Source organism: Corynebacterium sp. CNJ-954 (assembly GCF_001942345.1).
Taxonomy (GTDB): domain Bacteria; phylum Actinomycetota; class Actinomycetes; order Mycobacteriales; family Mycobacteriaceae; genus Corynebacterium.
Map to the genome: position 1 here is coordinate 45,765 of NZ_MKKI01000011.1, position 17,616 is coordinate 63,380.

Annotated in this window: 15 protein-coding genes and 1 pseudogene; 4 read left to right on the top strand and 12 right to left on the bottom strand. The window is 67.0% G+C overall.

The window, feature by feature from the left end; all coding sequences use genetic code 11:
- Window positions 1–27: 27 nt before the first annotated feature.
- Entirely contained in the window at window positions 28–1,410 is a 1,383-nt protein-coding gene (locus BJF89_RS04840; RefSeq protein ID WP_075812755.1) for an MmgE/PrpD family protein, read from the bottom strand.
- A gap of 274 nt (window positions 1,411–1,684) precedes the next feature.
- On the opposite strand from BJF89_RS04840, the gene BJF89_RS04845 reads away from it, so the two are divergent.
- Window positions 1,685–2,476: an L-threonylcarbamoyladenylate synthase gene (locus BJF89_RS04845; protein WP_075812757.1), complete on the top strand. Its 792-nt coding sequence runs from the start codon at window positions 1,685–1,687 to the stop codon at window positions 2,474–2,476.
- A 36-nt stretch (window positions 2,477–2,512) separates the two neighbouring features.
- Here BJF89_RS04845 and BJF89_RS04850 read toward each other — a convergent pair whose 3' ends face one another.
- From BJF89_RS04850 to rimP, 8 genes and pseudogenes are all read right to left on the bottom strand, one after another.
- Entirely contained in the window at window positions 2,513–3,259 is a 747-nt protein-coding gene (locus BJF89_RS04850) for a 4'-phosphopantetheinyl transferase (RefSeq protein WP_075812759.1), read from the bottom strand.
- Complete coding sequence (locus tag BJF89_RS04855) at window positions 3,256–4,137, bottom strand: metallophosphoesterase (RefSeq protein WP_255372491.1); 882 nt, start codon at window positions 4,135–4,137, stop codon at window positions 3,256–3,258. The genes BJF89_RS04850 and BJF89_RS04855 overlap by 4 nt, the downstream gene beginning before the upstream one ends.
- A gap of 50 nt (window positions 4,138–4,187) precedes the next feature.
- Complete coding sequence (locus tag BJF89_RS04860) at window positions 4,188–5,528, bottom strand: MATE family efflux transporter (protein ID WP_075812761.1); 1,341 nt, start codon at window positions 5,526–5,528, stop codon at window positions 4,188–4,190.
- Window positions 5,525–5,971, bottom strand: a complete 447-nt coding sequence (rbfA, locus tag BJF89_RS04865) for a 30S ribosome-binding factor RbfA (protein ID WP_075812763.1) — start codon at window positions 5,969–5,971, stop codon at window positions 5,525–5,527. The genes BJF89_RS04860 and rbfA overlap by 4 nt, the downstream gene beginning before the upstream one ends.
- 150 nt (window positions 5,972–6,121) lie before the next feature.
- Window positions 6,122–9,042, bottom strand: a pseudogene (infB, locus tag BJF89_RS04870) (translation initiation factor IF-2).
- A 123-nt stretch (window positions 9,043–9,165) separates the two neighbouring features.
- Window positions 9,166–9,567 (bottom strand): YlxR family protein, encoded by a 402-nt coding sequence (locus BJF89_RS04875; protein WP_075812765.1) that lies wholly within the window; start codon window positions 9,565–9,567, stop codon window positions 9,166–9,168.
- Between the two features lie 183 nt (window positions 9,568–9,750).
- Window positions 9,751–10,800, bottom strand: a complete 1,050-nt coding sequence (nusA, locus tag BJF89_RS04880; RefSeq protein ID WP_075812767.1) for a transcription termination factor NusA — start codon at window positions 10,798–10,800, stop codon at window positions 9,751–9,753.
- Entirely contained in the window at window positions 10,797–11,354 is a 558-nt protein-coding gene (rimP, locus tag BJF89_RS04885) for a ribosome maturation factor RimP (protein WP_075812769.1), read from the bottom strand. Before rimP ends, nusA begins: the two co-directional genes overlap by 4 nt.
- A gap of 42 nt (window positions 11,355–11,396) precedes the next feature.
- Between rimP and BJF89_RS04890 the strand changes: the two genes are divergently transcribed.
- Window positions 11,397–12,362, top strand: coding sequence for a hypothetical protein (locus BJF89_RS04890; RefSeq protein ID WP_158026036.1), 966 nt, complete (start codon window positions 11,397–11,399; stop codon window positions 12,360–12,362).
- Here the strand turns inward: BJF89_RS04890 and BJF89_RS19335 are convergent.
- On the bottom strand, window positions 12,288–12,494 hold the full coding sequence (locus BJF89_RS19335; RefSeq protein ID WP_255372513.1) for a DEAD/DEAH box helicase: 207 nt from the start codon (window positions 12,492–12,494) through the stop codon (window positions 12,288–12,290). The two genes, BJF89_RS04890 and BJF89_RS19335, sit on opposite strands and share 75 nt — an antisense overlap.
- Before the next feature lie 104 nt (window positions 12,495–12,598).
- Complete coding sequence (locus BJF89_RS04900) at window positions 12,599–14,356, bottom strand: proline--tRNA ligase (RefSeq protein ID WP_075812773.1); 1,758 nt, start codon at window positions 14,354–14,356, stop codon at window positions 12,599–12,601.
- 51 nt (window positions 14,357–14,407) lie between these two features.
- On the opposite strand from BJF89_RS04900, the gene yaaA reads away from it, so the two are divergent.
- Both yaaA and BJF89_RS04910 read left to right on the top strand, forming a co-directional pair.
- Window positions 14,408–15,169 carry a peroxide stress protein YaaA gene (gene yaaA / locus BJF89_RS04905; RefSeq protein ID WP_075812775.1) on the top strand — a complete coding sequence of 254 codons (762 nt, stop codon included), beginning with the start codon at window positions 14,408–14,410 and terminating at the stop codon, window positions 15,167–15,169.
- Between the two features lie 243 nt (window positions 15,170–15,412).
- On the top strand, window positions 15,413–16,561 hold the full coding sequence (locus tag BJF89_RS04910; protein WP_075812777.1) for an ATP-binding protein: 1,149 nt from the start codon (window positions 15,413–15,415) through the stop codon (window positions 16,559–16,561).
- On the opposite strand, the gene cobA is transcribed toward BJF89_RS04910, so the two are convergent.
- The gene (cobA, locus tag BJF89_RS04915; RefSeq protein ID WP_075812779.1) at window positions 16,554–17,597 is read right to left on the bottom strand and encodes a uroporphyrinogen-III C-methyltransferase; all 1,044 of its coding nucleotides are present in this window, start codon (window positions 17,595–17,597) and stop codon (window positions 16,554–16,556) included. The two genes, BJF89_RS04910 and cobA, sit on opposite strands and share 8 nt — an antisense overlap.
- Window positions 17,598–17,616 lie beyond the last annotated feature (19 nt).

The following is a 17,616-nucleotide window of genomic DNA, read 5'->3' on the forward strand; positions in this document are numbered from 1 at the left end:
GCCCGGTGGTGTCGGTGGGGTCGGCAGTCACGGCTGCCCTTCCGTGCGCGTGGTGGAGATCTTCGCCAGAGCAGTGGTCAACTCGGTGACCTGACGGTTGTCGAGGTCGTGGACGATGTCACTGATCTCGTCGCGTAGCGCCCGGTCAGCGAATGGCGCGGTGAGGACGTTGAACTTCACGCAGGCCGCGTCCCAGTCCAGGGGGCGGGTGAAGAATCCGTCGTAGGCGGATTTCTCGGCGCTGAACTCCGTCCCGTCATCGAGCGTGACGGTGACTTCCGCAGGCATCTCCTCCGGGAAACGGTCGGACAACGCATCGTCCGGCGTGATCGTGACCTTGGTCATGAGCTGCTGGACGTCCTCGGCGACGATGCGAGACGGGTCATACTGACGGGGATTGAGTTCACCGTCGAGGAGCGCAACGGCCAGCATCCACGGGAGCGAATGGTCCGCCTCCTCCTTGGTACGGATGGTTTGCTTGTCCCCCTCCTCGCCGCCGCCGATGATCGAGTACGCGACGTCGAACGTGGACAGCCTGACAGTGTCGATACGCGACGGGTCGAAACCCTCCCGGGAGCGGATATCCAGGACCGCCTCCAGGGCGGACTGCGAATGTATCTCGGCGTTGTACTTCTTGATGATTGTCCGGGTGACACTCTCGAGGTCCTCGGACGACCAGTCCAGCGTGTAGTCGCCGGCGAGATCCTTGAATCCCTTGTTGCCCTCGAAGACCTCCCCGGGCCCGGTGATGCCTCGGGACGCCAACAGTGCCGACCACACCCCCTCCTTGGCGACGTGCGGGTACGCCAGCCCCTTCCAGTGGCTGAGGTTGCCGGTGCGCGTGACACGCAGGGCCACGTTCGCCGTGCCCGCCATGGCCGCGGCATTCGCAATCTGGTCGGCATCGAGACCGAGTGCCTTGGCTGCCGAACACGCTGCAGCGAACGCCCCCTGGGTGGTGTGGTCGAATCCGAGGGCGCGGACCGGCGCGACGTCCGACAGGCGGGTATGGACCTGGTACGCCACCGCGAAAGCGGTGAGCAGATCCGCCCCACTGGCTCCAACACTCTCGGCTGCGGCGAGGACCGCCCCGAAGTTGTCTGAGGGATGGTTGGTCTCGCCTTTCGCGAGATAGGCGTCCATGAAGTCGAGGTAGCGACTGAGGGCACTGTTGAAGAACGCCGCCTTCTCCGGCGAGGTCTTTCCCCCGCCGATCAATGTCGCCTGTTCAGTCCCGCCGAGGTCATCCAGGAGTCCCCTGATCGCGTCGATCGGTTCAGCGTCGAGCGCACCGACAGCAACTCCGAGTGTGTCGAGCACCCGGATCTTGAGTTGTTCAAGAGCTTCCGGACTGAGGTCGCCGAGATCTGCCTTTTCCACGAAAGTGGCGAGTTCCTGTACTTCCGTCATCACCTGCTCCTTTCTTCTGAGGCCTCCTCGAACGGACGAGGGTGCCCGTTAGGTTTGCCTCACCTCCCATACTGGACCTCATGGCGCCGAGTTCAACCCTTTGTGACATATCGCACCCGGGTTCCGACGACACGACGGTGCACCCCGGCCCCGATTCAGCAGGCGTCGCAACGGTGCACTAGAATGCCAGAACGTGAGATAGCTTCTCCCGACCAGTGAGACACTGTCGCCCCGAGATGCACCCGAACAACAGTTGGACTTCAGAGAGGAACACATGGCAGAGAACGAGAACTCCCGCCAGATCCAGTGGAATGGTGGACTGCAGCAGGAGGCCGTCGACCTGCTCCGTACCCCGGGGCATATCGTGGTCACCCCGACCAAGGTCGGCTACATCATCGCCACGAGTGACCGCGAGGGCCTGGAGCGCAAGTTCGCTGTCAAGCACCGCAAGCGCAACAAACCCGGCGTCGTGCTGTGTGGGTCGATCGAGCAGCTCAAGGAACTCGCTCAACTGACCCCCGAGATCGAGAAGTTCTACCAGACCTGCGTGGACCGCGATATCCTGATGGGCTGCATCCTCCCGTGGAAGGAGGGTGCCCAGGACAAGTACATGCCGGAAGGCGCCGGCGAGCTCGCGTCCGACACCCGCAACACCAGTTGCTTCGTGCTCAAGTTCGGCACCCCTGGCGAGAACATCGCCCGGGAACTGTGGGAGAAGGACCGCCGCCTGGTCTTCGCGTCATCGGCCAACCCCTCCGGCCAGGGCAACCGCGGGCTGATCGAAGGCATCGGCGAGGAGATCGCCGGTGAAGCCGACCTGATCATCGAAGGCAACGACTATGTCGCCTCGATCCAGCCGGACAAGAACATCGACACCCGGTACGAGCAGGGCGTCATGGTCTCCATGGTTGACGACGACGGCACGCTGGTGCCCGAGCAGAACGGCCAGCGCGGGATCACCCCCTGCCCCACACTCATCCGCAAGGGCATCTACAACGACGAGATCGTGCTGATCCTCGCCGACCAGTTCAACTCCTGGGACTTCCGCCAGGGCGGGTACTACTGACATCCCCCTGTTGAACCACGCCGGTATGCCCTGAGGTCACCCCGGGATCGCGCAGACGGTCACCACGAAACCGTCCCGGATCACCCACTGCCCCTCGATGGTGGGCACCGGGCTCGGCTGGGACAGCACACGGGCATGCCAACCTCCGCCGACCTCGTCGACGGAGGTTATGTCGTCCCGCGGGCCCACATCAAGGTGAAGCTCGACTTCATCGAAGTCGAGGAACCGCCCGACCAGGGGAAACCACGCCTTGTAGACCGCTTCCTTCGCGCTGAACAGCACAGTGCCCAGTGAACGCCCCGGTGCCCGTTGCGCCGCGCGTTGGAGTGAGCGGCGTTCCAGCGGAGAGCTGACAGCCGACAACACACCGTCCGGCAGCCGCTGTGCGACCTCCACATCCAGGCCCAGGCTGCGCCACCGGTCCGTCCTGCCGACGAGTGCGACACGCAGGCCCCGGGTGTGCGAGATGGTGCCGGTGACCGGCCCCGGAAACAGGGGCCGTCCCTTGTCACCGCGCAGGATGGGACCGTCGATCCCCAGACCGCGCAGTGCGCGGTGGGCGCACCACCGGCCGTCGCCGAACTCGGCCTTGCGGGAGTCCACTGCCGCGCCGACGATTCGCCTCTCCTCCTCGTCGAGCTCGTCGTAGTGGGTGAGATCGATGACCCGCCCCGGGTGATACTCCACCAGGCCGGCGTCGGCGGGGATAAGGTCGCGGGGAACGACCGGAGTCCGGTCAGTGTCACCGAAACCCACGGCGACATACGGTGCTGAGATGATCATCCCGCTTCCTCTCCGGTTGACTCGGTCAGCACCGGATACGGCCAGAGGTTCCGTTCGCGGCGCTGGTCGAGGGTCCGCTGGCGTTCCCGCGGGTAGCCCAGCGACACCTCGACATGGCGGACACCGTCCACCTCGGTCACGACCGGGATATGCAGGTGCCCGTAAATCACCGTCTCCGCACCGAAGCGCACCGGCCAGTCCTGTGTATGCCGGCTGCCCGACCACAACGCAACTTCCGGCAGCCGGAGCCGTGCAGTGACCTCACGCACCAGCGGCCAGTGGTTGACCAGTACCGTCGGCCCCAACACCTTCGACAGTCGACGCACAGTGTATCCCAGGCGCCGTTGGCACCAGAGCGGAACGTCGACATAGGGGGCGATCGCGACCTGATCGGTGAACACCACGCCATTGCCCTCTGCCGCGGAAAGCGCACGCTCCACCGTGACCAACGGGTCCCGCCACGAATGGTCGTACAGCGTGAACATCGGCACGATGGTGTGGCCGGCGAACTTCGGGTACGGGTCCTCAGGGGTGAGCACGCCCATCGACTGGCAGCCTTTGACCAGTTCATCGTACTTCTGGACCGCATGTACCTCATCGGACGACCGGGAGAACAGCTCGTGGTTGCCGGGCACCCAGATGACCTGGGCGAACTTCTCCGACAACGATCGGAGGGTCTCCAAGATCGTGGAGGTCCGTTCCGCGACATCACCGGCCACGATCAGCCAGTCCCCGGGGTTCTCCGGGAGTACGGTGCGCTCGACGAGTTCCCGGTTCCCGCGGGCCGCCACGTGGAGGTCCGAGACAGCCCACAGCGTCCGGCGCTGCACACCGGTGTCTGTCTCTGTACCCTCTTCCACGTCGCTCCCACTCATCATTTACGTCACTCTAGTCACTGCAAACACATACGTCACTTCTAAAACAGAAATCACTCTCCAGTGCGGACCCACCGTCCACTCCTGTAGCGCCACACCACCGCAGCCAACCTGATCACGATGAAAGCGAGCAGACCGCACCAGACCCCGGTCAGCCCCAGGTCGAATATCCAGGACAGCCACACGCCAGGGAGGAAACCTGCCAGCACCGAGACAATCGAGGCGGTCCGGAGGAACGCTACATCCCCCGCACCCAGCAGGACGCCGTCGATCGCGAAGACGACACCGCCGAGCCCGACCATCGCCACGAGGATCCACCACGGGCCCCACATCGTCGACAACACCGTCTCGTCGGCCGTGAAGACCCCCGGGATGACAAAAGCGCCGACCGCCAACAGGGCCGCGAGGGCCAGGCCGGCCCCCACGGAGAAACGCAGAACGCGATGGCCGACCTGCCAGGCAGCCCGCACCGACGCAGAACCCAAGGCCGCCCCGACCAGGGTCTGGGCGGCGACCGCGACCGAATCCAGCACCAGCGTCAGGAAGTTCCACAGTTGCAGCATCACCTGGTGGGCGGCAAGGGACGCGTCCCCCATCCGACCGGCGACCGCTGCGGCGGAGATGAAAGCGACCTGGAAGCTCATCGACCTCAGGATGAGGTCACGGCCCATCGACAACTGGGGGCGGATGACCGCCCAGCTGGGCCGCACGGACCGGCCGTCGCCGACCTTGCGCCATGTCACGATGACCGCCACCACGAAACATGTCGCCGTGATCACCTCACCGAGCACGTTGGCGTAGGCCGAACCGACCAGACCGTAGCGGTCCACGGCCCACGGAACCGTCACCACCATCGGCACGACACCCGCCAACGTGAAGTACAGCGGAGCGCGGGTGTTGGCCACGCCACGCAACCACCCGTTACCGGCCATCGTCAGCAACGCCGGGATCACGGACAGTGACGTCACCCGCAACCAGGACGCCGCTTCGTCGGCCACCACGGATCCACCGTCGGCGGATCCGCCGGTCAACCACCCCGTCACCGGTGTGGCGAAGACCGCGACCAGGACCGCGAGGACCGCCCCCACACCGACGGCGACCCAGGACGCCTGAACGCCCTCGGCGACGGCCCCCGCACTGTCCCCTGCTCCGTACCTCCGCGCCGCACGGGCCGTCGTCCCGTACGACAGGAAGGTCAGTTGCACGGTGACCTGGGCCAGCACGGTCGCGCCCGCCGCCAGGGCGGCCAGGTCCGTGGCACCGAGCCGTCCGACCACCGCGGTGTCCCACAGCAGGTACAGCGGGGTGGCCGCTAACACCGCGAGGGCGGGCCACGCCAGACCGAGAATGGTCCGGGTGTCCGCCCTCACGCCGGCAGGAGGTGTTGCACTCACTCCTCTGACTCGTCCGCGGGTGAGCGGTACGGGTCCGCCTCCCCCGCCGGGGTCGCGCCTTCCGCCTGGGCCCGTACCCGGGAATCGATGTCGCGGGCCTTGGCCAGCAGCTCCTCCAGGTGCGCCGACGCCTCCGGTACGGTGTCCAGCTCAAACCGCAGCGTCGGAGTGAACCGGACGGAGAGTTGGTCGCCGACGATCTTCCGGAGCTGCCCGCGGGCGCGGTGGAGAGCCTCAGCCGCAGCCTCGGTGTCCGGCTCCTCCTCCACCGTCCGACCGCGCACGGTGTAGAACACCGTGGCGTCGTGCAGGTCGCCGGTGACCCGGCAGTCCGTCACGGTGACGAACTCCAGCCGTGGGTCCTTCACGTCGCGCTCGATCGCCGACGCGACAATGGTCATGATGCGCTTGGCCATACGGGCGGCGCGGGCGTGGTCTGCCATCGGTGGCACCCCTTCTGGTTGTTGGTGTGGTCGAGCTTCCCGACGATGATTCTAGCCGCAGACACGGCGACACCCCGGTGCGGGGACATATCTTCATACGTCCCCCGGCACCGGGGTGTCAGGGCCGGGCGGAAAGGATCTCCAGCTGTCCTAGCTGTCCTTGCCGTCCTTGCCGTCCTTGCCGTCCTTCTTCACCTGGTCGCGCGGAACCTCGACAAGCTCGTACGCCTGGATCGTGTCCCCGATCTGAATGTCCGGGTAGGACAGGACCATACCGCACTCGTAGCCGTGGTTGACCTCGGTGACGTCATCCTTCTCACGTCGCAGCGACTCGATCGTGGCCTTCTCCGTGACGACATTGCCGTCGCGGATGAGACGCACCTGCGCATTGCGACGCATCTTCCCGGTCTGGACCATCGAACCGGCGATCAGGCCGACAGCGGAAGCCTTGAACAGCTGACGGATCTCGGCGGTGCCGATCTCCCGCTCCTCGTACACCGGCTTGAGCATGCCCTTGAGTGCCTGCTCGACCTCGTCGATCGCGTCGTAGATGACCGAGTAGTAGCGGATCTCGACGCCCTCGGAGTTCGCGACCTCAGTGGCCTTGCCCTCCGCGCGGACGTTGAAGCCGATGATGATCGCGTCGGACGCTGCAGCCAGGTCGACGTTGGTCTGGGTGACGGCACCCACGCCACGGTCGATGATGTTCAGGCTGACCTCGTCGTCGACGTCGATCTGCAACAACGAATCCTCCAGCGCCTCGACCGTACCGGCGTTGTCGCCCTTGAGGATGAGGTTGAGCTGGCTGGTCTCCTTGAGCACCTTGTCCAGGTCCTCCAGGCTGATCCGCTTACGGGACCGTGCCTGCATGGCGTTACGGCGACGGGCGTTGCGCTGGTCGGCGATCTGCCGGGCGGTCCGGTCGTCGTCCACGGCGAGCAGGTTGTCACCGGCACCCGAGACACTGGTGAGTCCGAGGACCTGCACCGGCATCGAGGGGCCCGCCTCCTTGACGTCCTCACCGTGCTCGTCAACCATACGACGCACACGACCGTGGGCGTCACCGACGACGATCGAGTCGCCGACGCGCAGGGTACCGCGCTGGATGATGACGTTGGCCACCGGGCCACGTCCACGGTCGAGGTGCGCCTCGATGGCCACACCCTGGGCGGGCATGTCCGGGTTGGCGACGAGCTCCAGCGACGCATCGGCGGTGAGCACCACTGCCTCGAGGAGGCTCTCGATGTTCGTGCCCTGCTTCGCCGAGATGTCGACGAACATGGTCTCGCCGCCGTACTCCTCGGGAACCAGGCCGTACTCGGTGAGCTGACCACGGATCTTGTCCGGGGACGCGCCCTCCTTGTCGATCTTGTTCACCGCGACCACGACCGGGACGTCCGCCGCCTTGGCGTGGTTGATCGCCTCCACGGTCTGCGGCATGACGCCGTCGTCCGCGGCGACAACCAGGATCGCGATATCCGTCGCCTTGGCACCACGGGCACGCATGGCGGTGAACGCCTCGTGACCGGGGGTGTCGAGCAGCGTGAGCAGTCGCTCTTCCTCGTTGACCTCGACCGGCACCTGGTAGGCACCGATGTGCTGGGTGATGCCACCGGCCTCGCCGCCGCCGACGTTGGTCTTGCGGATGGTGTCGAGCAAGCGGGTCTTACCGTGGTCGACGTGACCCATGACGGTGACCACCGGCGGCCGGTGCTGCAGGTCGTCCTGACCACCGACATCCTCACCGAACTGCAGGTCAAACGACTCCAGCAGCTCACGGTCCTCGTCCTCGGGGGAGACGACCTCGACGGTGTAGGCCATCTCGTCGCCGAGCAGCTTCAGCGTGTCGTCCGGGACAGACGCGGTCGCGGTGACCATCTCACCGAGGTTGAACATCGCCTGCACCAGCGCAGCCGGATCGGCGTTGATCTTCTCGGCGAAGTCCGACAGCGACGCACCGCGACGCAGACGGATCTTGGCACCCTTGCCGTTCGGCAGCTTGACGCCACCGACGACACTCGGAGCCTGCATCGCCTCGTACTCGTTCCGCTTCTGCCGCTTCGACTTACGTCCACGACGCGGTGCGCCACCGGGACGGCCGAAGGCACCTGCGGTACCGCCGCGACGTCCGCCGCGACCACCGCGGGGACCTCCCGGACCACCGGTGCCGGGACCGCCCTGGCCGCCACGACCACGACCGCCGCCACCACCGGTGCTGGCCTTGGCCGGCATCTGCCCGGGGCTGGGGTGGCTGGGCATCGACGCGGGGCTCGGACGACGTCCGCCCGGCTTCGCTGCCCCGCTACCACCCGGACGCGGAGACGGGCGTCCGGCTGAACCGCCGGGGCGCGGCATATCGGATTTACCACCCTGGCCGCCCTGACCGCCCTGCGGACGGGGGGACGGCCGTTCGGTCCCGGAGGAGAACGGGTTGTTGGCGACACGGGGTGCGCGGCCACCCGGCTTCGGACCCGGCTTGGCACCCGGACGGGCTGCACCGGGCTTCGGGCCGGACGCGGGCCCGGCTTCGAGGACGCCGCGTCCTGCGGGGCGGGCTTTGCGGCAGGCTTCGCCGCGCCCGGCTTCGGGCGTTCAGCCTGCGGTTTCGGACTCGGTGCAGCCTTCTCGGCTGCCGCCGGTGACGCATCCGCCGGCGTTGCCTGGCGTGCATCGGCAGGCGCCGGCTTGGCGGACGCTCCGGGCTTGGCCGCCGACTTGGCGGGGCCAGGCTTGGCCGAGGCACCGGGCTTCGCGGCCCCCGGCTTGGCGGCACCGGGCTTCGGACCCGGCTTCGCAGCGCCGGGGGTTGAGCCGGTCGGCTCGCCCGTCGGCGCCGCAGAGCTGGACGCCTGGGCGGTCGGCTGACCGCTCAGGTCCGGAAGCGCGGCATCGTCCTTCTTGGACTCCGCACCCGCTCCGTAGTGGTTCTTCATTTTCTTGACGACCGGCGGTTCCACCGTCGAGGACGCCGACTTCACGAACTCACCCTGCTCCTTGAGCGTGGCGAGAAGTTCCTTGCTTGTCGTTCCGAGCTGCTTCGCAAGCTCATGGACACGTAGCTTTCCGGGCACTGCTCTCCTTCGTAATGGTGGAGTCGCAGGCCGGCCACCCGTGGTTTCATTCCACGAGGACGACTACGTACGACTCCAGGTCAGTTGGACACTCATCGCTGATGCTGCTTCATCGTGCGCTCATCAGTAATCGGTTTCCTTTTCCTTCTCGGCCACCGGGCTGGTGGTCAGATGCGGCACCCTCCGAGACATCGACGCTCCGTTCCCCGGGTTCTCACCGGGGCGCCGGAGATACTCCAGAACCGGAGTCGTGTCCGCCTCGACAGGCACTTTCAGCGCCCTCGCAAAAGCACGACGCTGTACGGCGGTCTCATACGCACTGACAGTCGCGGTGATCCACGCACCACGACCGGGCAGGCGCCGTCCGGGATCGGGGACGACACGTACCGACCCCGATCCTCCACCCGCACCGTCCCTCTCGACGACACAGCGCAACAGCGCCGTCGCCGGATGAACCTGACGGGTGGCGATGCAGGTCCGTAGCGGACCCGCATCCGGCGAAGAGTCGGGAACACGATCAGACATGCGTGTTCTCCTTCTCCTCGTCGTCAGACCGGTACACAGTCTAACGTGCGACGGCCCCGCGGAGCCAACCGCCACGACGAGACATCTCTGCAGGAGTGCCGGGGACGCTCCTGACCAGCCATCGCGCGGCGAAAGTACGTCATCCACATCTACCGGCACAGCCGGCCGTGAATGACAACGGTGTCAGATCTGCGGCAGGGCTTCGTCAGTGCCGTCGGAGCTACCGGCACCGTCAGCACCGTCATCGGGGGCTGACTCCGGGCGGATGTCGATCTTCCAGCCGGTCAGCCGTGCGGCCAGACGCGCGTTCTGCCCCTCCTTGCCGATCGCCAGCGACAGCTGGTGATCCGGTACGACGGCCCGGGCGATCTGCATGTCATGGTCGGTGACGTCGACCCTGACAACCTTCGCCGGTGCCAGCGCGTTACCCACGTAGACCGCCGGGTTGGTGGAGTGGTCCACGATGTCGATCTTCTCTCCGCCGAGTGCCTCCATGATCGCGGTGACCCGCTGTCCACGCGGACCGATGCAGGCGCCCTTGGCATTGAGACCGTTGACCGTGGAGGTCACCGCGATCTTCGACCGGTGACCTGCCTCCCGGGCGATCGCGGTGATGTCGACCGACCCGTCCGCGACCTCCGGAACCTCGAGGGCGAACAGTCCGCGCACCAGTTCCGGGTGGGTCCGGGACAGCAGGATCTGCACGCCACGCTGGCCACGGTTCACGGCGGTGACGTAGCACTTCACCCGGTCACCGTGCTCCAGCTTCTCACCGGGCATATGCTCGGCAGCGAGAATCAGACCGTCCTGCCCGTCCGCCTCGGTGCCGAGGTGGACCACGGTGATACCGCGGTCGTTGGCTCGTGCGTCCCGGTTCACCACTCCCGAGACCACGGTGCCCTCCAGGTCCGCGTACTTCGTGTACGTCGTGTCCGCCCGGGCGATGTTGATCTGCCCACGGATGGCGTCCCGGACTGCCTTCGCGGCGGCGCGGCCGAAATCCTCCGGAGTGTCGTCGAACTCGCCGGTGGTGTTGCCGTCCTCGTCCTTCTCCAGGCGCAGGACGGTGACCGTCCCGTCGGTACGGTCGATCTCCACGCGGGCGGGCCCGTCCACCTTGGTCAGCTCGCGGTAGGAGTCCAGCAGTGCCGCGGAGATCGCGCCCAACAGCGCGCTTCTGCGCACGTGCTCGATGTTCTCCAGGGCGGTCAGGGCACTCAGGTCAATTTTCACTTGTCGTCCTTCTGCGCTCGGAGCGCACGGTACTTCTCGGGATCAAGGCCCACCAGGTCACGTTGGTCGACCGGGGGTTCGGAAAACTCAACTTCTACCAAAGCCCCCGCCACCGACGCCAATCCGCGGACCTCGACCTGCGGGGCGTCCTTCTTCTTCTCCCCCGGACGGATCAGCCAGATCTCGTCGGTGTCCCCGTCGACCGCTGCGATACGCATCTGCGTCCCGTCGATGTTCACCAGGCGGCCCACATTGCGCCGGAAATGCCGCAGTGCGGTCAGCGGGGTCTCCAGTCCGGGCGTGGTCACCTCGAAGGTGTAGCCCGGTCCGAAGTTCAGTGCCCCGGAAGACTCACGGGCGTCGAGTTCCTCGGACACCGCCTTGCTGAGCTCCTCGAGCTGGTCGAGGTCCGGCCGGTCGTCGGCGTCGACGGCCACCCGGACCGCGGACTTCGCCCCCGCCCTGGTCACGGTAATCGATTCAAGGTCGAGGCCGAGCTCTCCGGCCAGCGGGCCGACGACCTCGGCAAGGTCCTGTTCAGAAGGGAAAGCCATGCCGTGAACCCTATCACCGACCGGGGATGGCACTATGGGACCGTGCACGTCTCCTCACCCACCCTCGCCTCCGCCACCGCGATCCAGCGGCGGCGCCGTCCCACCGTCCGACGGGTGCTTGCCGTCGGCGCAGCGTTCACCGTCGCGTCAGCGTCGGTCACCGCTTGTTCCACAGAGCCTCCCCGGCCCGACCAGAACCTGGAGACTCTCGTCCAACAGCTCGACGCCCTCGACGGCACACCCGTCGCCGGGGGCACGGCGATATTCGCCGACCAGTCCGAGGCGATCTCCGGGGAGATCCTCCGCCAGTGCGGCACCGACCGTGACGGGCACCCCCCGGAGGACTGCGGGGCACGGACACTCGAGGCCCTCGCAGACGCCCCGACGGTCGAAGAGGTGCGTTCCCGGATGCTCCAGCTCATCGACGGCGAGGACGCCGACAGCGACACTGCACCTGACGACGACGGCGAACGTGACCGCGCGGTCCTGCTCACCGGGCTGCATGCCGCACTCGCCACCGTCGACGACGGCACCGACGGCACCGCGATCGACCAGGACATGATCGACGCCGGGTTCGACGGTGGTTCTGACGTCTCCGAGGACACCGCTTCCGCACTTGCCCCGGCGACGGAACTGGTCAACCAGGCGGTCTACCTCTCCGGGGTTGTGCTGCCTGTCGCCGGAACGAACCGGGACACCGTCACGACCGTCAGCACCCGGATGCGGACCATCCGTGACACGGTGACCCCCGCCTCCGGCGTCGCCGCCGAGGCCGGGTACAGCACCCCTGACGACTTCACCACCCCCACCGACGCGTCGTCTGCCGCATCCGTTCTTCTCGACGCCGTGCACGCGGTGACCGTCTCCCTGCGCGACGCGGTCGACGAGGTCAGCGACGACGACCGTGCCCTGACCGCCATGCTGTGTGCCGTGTCAGCACGCTCCGAGGCCGCACTGGAGGACGCGCTGGGCGAGGATCCACTGGCCGTCAGCGTCCGGGGCGAGTAGGCGGTCCCGGCACGCGGGAAGGGCCCGCCGGGTGTTCCGGCAGGCCCTTCGGTCGTGCTGCTTCTTCTTGTCTGGGATGCGTCGTGCCCGGGTGCGCAGCTTCAGATGCTCCTGCAGCTGTTCCGGCGACATCTTCCAGTTCGCGTGGTCCGAGAATCTCACCTCCCACGTCGAGTCACGGGCCGCCCTCCGCAGACGGTCCTGGTACAGGACGCAGACTAACACGCCTCCGGGCTCTACCTCCCGCGGCGTTCCAGGAAGAGATCCACGGCGGTGTTGTAGGCGATGTTGTCGACGTCACCGGTCAAGCGGTTCCGCAGCTCGACGGTCCCGTCGGCGAACCCACGGCCGACCACGAATACCAATGGCACACCGAGCAGTTCAGCATCCTTGAACTTCACCCCCGGGCTCACCTTCGGACGGTCGTCGAAGAGGACCTCCAGCCCTGCCTCCGCCAGCCGGTCGACCAGGTTCTCCGCGGCCTCGCCGGCGGCGGCGTCCTTGTTCGCGATGACGACATGGACGTCATAGGGTGCGACCTCACTGGGCCACCGCAGTCCCTTCTCGTCGTGCATCTGCTCGGCCAGCACGGCGATGAGCCGTGAGACCCCCAGCCCGTAGGACCCCATGGTGGGGACCGAACGCTTGCCGTTGACATCGAGGATCTGCATGTCGAAGGCCTCGGTGTACTTGCGGCCGAGCTGGAAGATGTGGCCGATCTCGATGCCGCGCTCCAGAGTCAGCGTGCCCATCCCGTCCGGGGCGGCGTCACCTTCGCGGACGTTCGCCGCCTCGATGTAACCGTCCGGGGTGAAGTCACGTCCGGCCACCATGTTCACCACATGGTGGTTCTTCCTGTCCGCACCTGTGATCCAGGACGTCCCGGTCACGATGCGCGGATCCGCAAGCACCCGCACGTCATTGTCCGCCAGTCCCTTCGGACCCACGTATCCCTTGGCCAGGAACGGATTGGCCTCGAAGTCCTTGTCCTCGGCGAGCTCCACCGTGGCCGGTTCCAGGGACGCCTCCAACCGCTTCATGTCGGCCTCGCGGTCACCCGGCAGCAGGATGCCCGTCAACTCCGGTTCGCCGCCGGGTTCGGTCACCTTCACGACCAGGCACTTGAGCGTGTCCGCGAGCTCCACGTCACGGCCGTCCACGGTGATGCCCTCAGACCGCGCCCACTCCACCAGCGTGTCCATCGTCGGCGCGTCCGGAGTCTCGTAGACCGTCGCCGCCGGCAGGCCCTCGACCGGCCTCGTCTCAGGGTGGGGTGTGACCACGGCCTCGACGTTGGCGGCGTAGTCACCCTCGGACGCACGCACGAACGTGTCTTCACCGTTCGGGGAGACCGCGAGGAACTCCTCGGAGGCCGACCCGCCCATGGCCCCGGACGTGGCGGCGCAGATCGCGTACTCCACTCCGAGCCGGTCGAAGACTGCCTGATAGGCACGCCGGTGCGCCTGGTAAGCCTCCTCGAGCCCTTCGTCGTCCATCGTGAAGGAGTAGGAGTCCTTCATGATGAACTCGCGTCCCCGCAGAATGCCCGCACGGGGGCGCTCCTCGTCCCGGTACTTCGTCTGGATCTGGAAGAGGGTGACGGGGAAGTCCTTGTAGGAGCTGTACTCCCCCTTCACCAGCGAGGTGAACAACTCCTCGTGGGTCGGTCCGAGAAGGTAGTCCTGCCCCTTGCGGTCCTTGAGCCGGAACAACGCGTCGCCGTACTCCGTCCAGCGCCCCGTCGTCTCATACGGCTCGCGCGGCAGCAGGGCCGGCAGACTGATCTCCTGGGCACCGATGGCACCCATCTCCTCGCGCACGACCTTCTCCACGTTGCGCAGCACCCTCAGCCCCAGCGGCAGCCACGAGTACACTCCCGGAGCCGACCGCCGGATATACCCCGCACGAACGAGAAGCTTGTGGCTGGGGACCTCCGCATCGGCGGGATCATCGCGCAGCGTGCGCAGGAAAAGAGACGACATCCGGGTGATCATGACCGGTACTCTAGTTCAAAGCACTATGTGTGTATCGCTAGGGTGTAGCGCATGTTTATCCTGCTCCCCCCGTCCGAAACCAAGGCGTCCGGCGGCGACGGCCCCGCGCTCGATATCGAGGGACTTTCCTTCCCCTCCCTCAATGAGGTCCGGCAGCAGAACATCGACGACCTCTCCGCCCTCCACCCCGACGATGCGCTGCAGGTTCTCGGGATATCGGAGAAGCTCCGCGGGGAAGCCGAGGCGAACAACCGGCTACGCGAGGCACCGACCGTCCCGGCGGTGATGCGCTACACCGGGGTGCTCTACGACGCGCTCGACGTGTCCACCCTGTCCCCCTCTGCCCGCGCCCGGCTGGGGGTGGGTTCGGCGTTGTTCGGTCTGCTCTCGGCCGATGACCCTGTGCCGCACTACCGGTTGTCCGCCGGGACGAAACTGCCGTACGCCGGGACCGCAACGGACAGGCTGCCGACGATGAAGGCGCGCTGGGGTTCGGCCGTCACCGACGCGTTGCGGCAGGTTCCCGGCACCGTCGTCGACCTCCGCTCCGGCGGCTATCAGCAGCTGGGCCGACTGCCGGGTGCGGTGACCGTGCGGGTCGAGTCCGTTCGCGAGGACGGCTCCCGTAAGGTCGTCAGCCACTTCAACAAGCACTACAAGGGGCTGCTGGCCCGCGAACTGGCCTCCGCCGACACCGACCTGAGCGCCGCCGGGGACGTCGACGGTGTGGCTGACATCGCTCGGCGCGCCGGGATGACCGTGGAAGTCAATGACGCGGATTCCGCGAAAGACTCCTTGACACTGGTGGTGTGAGCAGTGACAGCTGAGTGTGACTGGGGCGGAGCCGGCGAGGTGTTACCGTTTTTCAGAGTTCTTCTTCCGCGAAAGGCCAGGTCAGAGAAAAACCTATCACTCTGAAGTGGTAAGACTTCCCGTGGCCGCCACCATAGGGCCAGGTGGTTGGCCGGGCGCGGATTCTCAAATTCTCAATCCGTCAATACTTCTCAAATTCTCAAAATCTCAACCTGCAGCGGCGTCGGCGCTACACTCGGTGACATGACCAACCCCTTCCGTCCGACTTTCGGAGCATCACCGCACTACTGGGCTGGCAGACGGATCATCCTCGACGACTACGCCGACGCCCTGGCCTCCGGCCCCGGCGCCGCCGCACGCACACTGGTGATCACCGGATCACGTGGGATCGGCAAGACCGTCCTGCTCAACGAACTCGAGGACATCGCCGCGACCCACGGCTGGATCATCCTGCGTGCCTCCGCCCGCGGCGACATCGTCGCCGAGCTCGTCGACTCGGTGATACCGGCGAAGATCCAGGAGCTCAGTCCACCGACGACCCGTCGGGTCACCGGTGTGGGGATCACCGGCCTCGGCTCGGTGAAGACCTCTCTCACCGGCCCGGACGAGCACGACCTCCCCCGTCCCACACTCGACTCGCGGCTCCGTGATCTGCTGGCACTGATGTCCGGCACGGGGGTGCTGATCACCGTCGATGAGATCCAGGACGCCGACCGCGATGCGCTGAGTCGGCTTGCCACGACCTACCAGAACCTCATCCGTGACGACCTGGAGGTCTCCCTGGCCATGGCGGGACTCACCCACGGGGTGGAAGCACTGCTCGACCTGCCCGGGACGACCTTCATGCGACGGGCACACCGCTACGACCTCGGACCGCTGACCAGGGAGGATGCCACGGACGTGCTGGCCACCTCGTCGCGGGACTCCGGCCTGGCATTCGACGGGGCCGGCCTCGCCTCTGCCGTCCACCTCGCCGCCGGCTACCCCTACCTGGTGCAACTGGTGGGATCCCTGGCGTGGAACGCTGCCCGCCGTGTCGATGCGGACGTGATCTCAGTGCAGCAGGTCGACTCGATCAGGGATGAAGCGGTGTCGACGATGGGTGCCCAGGTGCACCACCCGTCGCTGAAAGGGGTACCCACCGTTCAACGGGAGTACCTCGAGGCAATGGCTGCGCTAGCGGTGGACGGACCTGAGGGCACGGACGGCCCGGTCGCCACCGCCGCGATCGCCGAACGCCTCGGCAAGACCCAGCGAGCCGCCAGCGATCCACGGGCGAAGCTGATCGACCGGGACCTGATCTCCCCCGCCGGCTGGGGCAAGGTGCAGTTCACACTGCCCTACCTGGGTGACTGGCTGCGGGGCAGCGGGACGGTACGACGGATCAGTTGAACAGCCCCGCGGTGTCAACCCGCCGTGCGGCAGCCTCACCGATGACGATGATCGCCGGCGATCCCAGCCCCTCACGCTCGATGGTCTCGCCGAGGGTGGCCAACGTTGCCTCCGTGACCCGCTGCTGCGGGGTCGACGCATGTTCGACCACGACCGCCGGGGTCGCGCCGTCACGTCCACGGTCGATGAGTTCCGCGGCGATCGCCCCAGCGTGGCGCATCGCCATGATCAGAACCAGGGTGCCGGTGAGACCGGCGACAGCCGACCAGTTCACCAGTGATTTCGCGTGCCCCGGCGGGACGTGACCGGAGACCACGGTGACGTCGTGGTTCAGCCCCCGATGGGTCAGCGAGATCCCCGCCGCCGCCGGCGCGGACGTCACCGAGGTCACGCCCGGGATCACCTGCACGGGGATTCCTGCTTCCGCGCACGCCACGACCTCCTCATGGCCCCGCCCGAAGATGTAGGCGTCCCCGCCCTTGAGACGCACCACGTGCTTGCCGGCTGCCGCCCGGTCGATCATCAGCGCATTGATGCGCTCCTGCGGGACCTGGGTGGCGTACGGGATCTTGGCGACGTCGATGACCTCGGCTCCCCGCTCTGCGGCCTCCTCGGCGAGTGCGACAGCTCCGAGATGGTCGGTGAGGACCACGTCGGCCTCGTGCACGGCCCGGGTTCCGGCGACGGTGACCAGATCCGCGTCCCCCGGACCACCGCCGACGAGGGTGACGCTGCCGAGGGAACGCCCGCCACCACCGTGGCTCTTGTTCGCAGAGCCCGCTTCGGGATCCGACGGCATCTCCGCCGCCCCCCGCCGGTCATCCACCGGTACACCGTGGACCGACGCCCAATCCAGGGCGTCGGCAGCCGCAGCAGGCGCCGTGCCCGCAGGCACGCGCACCAGGGCGACATGCGTATCCGTCGGCACAGAACCGACGATCGGCACGGCACCCTGGTCACGGAGCAGCTCGGCGGCGACGGCGGCGTCCGGGCCGTCCACCACGAGCACCGGCACGCCGGTCAACACAAGACTCATGGGTTCAGAGTCTAGTCCC

What these genes read in the sequence shown, in the direction of transcription:
- BJF89_RS04840 (WP_075812755.1), bottom strand. Translation starts at nt 1,410, where the DNA reads ATGACGGAAGTACAGGAACTCGCCACTTTCGTGGAAAAGGCAGATCTC.
- BJF89_RS04845 (WP_075812757.1), top strand. Translation starts at nt 1,685, where the DNA reads ATGGCAGAGAACGAGAACTCCCGCCAGATCCAGTGGAATGGTGGACTG.
- BJF89_RS04850 (WP_075812759.1), bottom strand. Translation starts at nt 3,259, where the DNA reads ATGATCATCTCAGCACCGTATGTCGCCGTGGGTTTCGGTGACACTGAC.
- BJF89_RS04855 (WP_255372491.1), bottom strand. Translation starts at nt 4,137, where the DNA reads ATGATGAGTGGGAGCGACGTGGAAGAGGGTACAGAGACAGACACCGGT.
- rbfA (WP_075812763.1), bottom strand. Translation starts at nt 5,971, where the DNA reads ATGGCAGACCACGCCCGCGCCGCCCGTATGGCCAAGCGCATCATGACC.
- BJF89_RS04875 (WP_075812765.1), bottom strand. Translation starts at nt 9,567, where the DNA reads ATGTCTGATCGTGTTCCCGACTCTTCGCCGGATGCGGGTCCGCTACGG.
- rimP (WP_075812769.1), bottom strand. Translation starts at nt 11,354, where the DNA reads ATGGCTTTCCCTTCTGAACAGGACCTTGCCGAGGTCGTCGGCCCGCTG.
- BJF89_RS19335 (WP_255372513.1), bottom strand. Translation starts at nt 12,494, where the DNA reads ATGTCGCCGGAACAGCTGCAGGAGCATCTGAAGCTGCGCACCCGGGCA.
- BJF89_RS04900 (WP_075812773.1), bottom strand. Translation starts at nt 14,356, where the DNA reads ATGATCACCCGGATGTCGTCTCTTTTCCTGCGCACGCTGCGCGATGAT.
- yaaA (WP_075812775.1), top strand. Translation starts at nt 14,408, where the DNA reads ATGTTTATCCTGCTCCCCCCGTCCGAAACCAAGGCGTCCGGCGGCGAC.
- BJF89_RS04910 (WP_075812777.1), top strand. Translation starts at nt 15,413, where the DNA reads ATGACCAACCCCTTCCGTCCGACTTTCGGAGCATCACCGCACTACTGG.
- cobA (WP_075812779.1), bottom strand. Translation starts at nt 17,597, where the DNA reads ATGAGTCTTGTGTTGACCGGCGTGCCGGTGCTCGTGGTGGACGGCCCG.